Below are 1,941 nucleotides of genomic sequence, written 5' to 3'. Positions count from 1 at the left end.
AATCTTGCCATGCCCGCTCCTTCAAACTTGTAGTAGCCAAATGTAGTAGAATGTGTAGTATTGTCTTATACTACAAAGTCATACTGATTATCAATTACTTATCACAAAATAATATGTAGTAAAAAGAAAGATGAAAAAGTTTGGAGGGAAAAACTTTGAAAACGGTAAAACCATAAAAACAGACAAACATAAATAATTATTATTCAATCCATTAAAGTATCAAAACAATGACAGAAGAAGATTTATCACGTATCAAGCGATACTCCATTGTGGAGTATCTCGAAAAGAAAGGTATCAAGCCTGTACGTAGGACTGCTTCCTATGCGCTGTACCGCTCACCACTCAGGGAGGAAACGCATCCGAGCTTCAAGGTGGACACGGAGAAGAACCTTTGGATAGATTATGGCGAAGGTAGGGGCGGAAGCATAATCGACCTCTGTATGCGTATGGAGGGATACACGCTATCGGAAGCCATCTGCCGTTTGGGGCAGAACGCTTCAGAGTATACAGCGCACAGCTATTCAAAGACTGAACCCCGTATTGGTCTCAACCAGACAACTACAAGACAAGCAAGCGGAACAAGGAGACTGATAAGCATATCAGACACCTTGCCGCCGCACCTGCAGGAGTATCTCAAAAAGGAACGCTGTATTGATTTAGAAAAGGCAACACCATTTCTCAAATGTATCAGTTACGAGGTAAGAGGAAGAAGATATGAAGCCATCGGCTTTGCCAATTCTTCGGGTGGCTATGAGCTTCGTGATGATAAGACTTTCAAGGGAACAATTGCTCCCAAAGACATCACTCCGATATTTGAGGAAAAGGCACACCCCGTCTGTCTGTTCGAGGGCTTTATGGACTTTCTCTCTTTTCTTTCAATGAAAGGTGAAATAACCAATCAATGCCTTGTGATGAACTCTGTGAGCAATGTGGCCAGAAGTATTCACTACCTGAACGAGAGGAATATAACCTCCATTCGTGTTTTTCTTGATAATGACGATGCAGGACAGAGAGCAGTACAAGAGTTAATAAACGCAGGCTTTAAGGTAGAAGATATGGCTGTGTATTATAGAGACTTCAAAGACCTCAACGAATATCATATCAGCCGTGTTCGTGAGCATGGGAAATCCCAAAATACAAGCAACAAGATAAAACAAGTCAAACTTAAAATAAGATAGAGTGATGAAAAAGGAAAGAAGAAATATGGAAGAAATAGATCGTTTCATAGGAAAAACTTTTGGTATGAGCCAAGCTGAAAATTCAAGTGAACAAACCGTCTCTGAATTCCGGGCAAAGGGAATGGAAAATATTCAAGGGCAAAAACAACAAGAGGCAGAACATGCCATAGAGCATGCCACGCCATCCGAGCCTGCACAGCATACAGAGAGCGCAACCGTTCAACGACGCATCAGTGCCAAGATGAGAAAGAAGACTCTCGAAGCCTATAAGCAAGCGTTCCTTGTTCCAACAAAGCTAAGTGAGAGAAAAGCGGTTTACCTGAGCAGGGAAACACAGGAACGTGCTGACTTCATCGTACGTAGGTTGGGTGACAGGGGTAGCAATCTTTCAAGTTTCGTAGAGAACATCGTGCGCATCCATTTGGAGGAATACGGTGAAGATATAGAAAAATGGAGGAAGCTGTAAACAACAGAAAAACGGTCGAGGGCAATCAAGTCAAAGGCTATCCCTTTCACTCAAAATCCTTGACCGTTTTAGGATTGTACCAACAACAGATTTTTACTGAATACATTGAACGGTGGGGACACCATGAACGCAGTTAGACATGGAATGCATGGCATTCATTTTTAAGCAACAAAACGCTTTATGCGTAAACGTCTCGTTAGCTGACATTGCAAGACGTCAGTTTGTACCCACAAACTGCTCTTGCTCCCCTCGTTCGATTGTCGGGGAGATAAGACCGTAATCACTCCGTTCTCATCG

The 1,941-nt window shown here is 42.5% G+C and carries 2 protein-coding genes; both read left to right on the top strand.

What is annotated here, in order from left to right:
• Positions 1 to 227 precede the first annotated feature (227 nt).
• Positions 228 to 1,178 carry a toprim domain-containing protein gene (locus H164_RS0114235; protein ID WP_019969245.1) on the top strand — a complete coding sequence of 317 codons (951 nt, stop codon included), beginning with the start codon at positions 228 to 230 and terminating at the stop codon, positions 1,176 to 1,178.
• 4 nt (positions 1,179 to 1,182) lie between these two features.
• Positions 1,183 to 1,644, top strand: a complete 462-nt coding sequence (locus tag H164_RS0114230) for a DUF3408 domain-containing protein (RefSeq protein WP_019969244.1) — start codon at positions 1,183 to 1,185, stop codon at positions 1,642 to 1,644.
• Positions 1,645 to 1,941: the final 297 nt, after the last annotated feature.

Origin of the sequence: Segatella maculosa DSM 19339 = JCM 15638, from assembly GCF_000382385.1 — a bacterium.
Lineage (GTDB): Bacteria > Bacteroidota > Bacteroidia > Bacteroidales > Bacteroidaceae > Prevotella > Prevotella maculosa.
The sequence above is the reverse complement of the archived record's forward strand: the minus strand, read 5'-3'. Positions and strand labels throughout refer to the sequence as shown.

What these genes read in the sequence shown, in the direction of transcription:
- H164_RS0114235 (WP_019969245.1), top strand. Translation starts at nt 228, where the DNA reads ATGACAGAAGAAGATTTATCACGTATCAAGCGATACTCCATTGTGGAG.
- H164_RS0114230 (WP_019969244.1), top strand. Translation starts at nt 1,183, where the DNA reads ATGAAAAAGGAAAGAAGAAATATGGAAGAAATAGATCGTTTCATAGGA.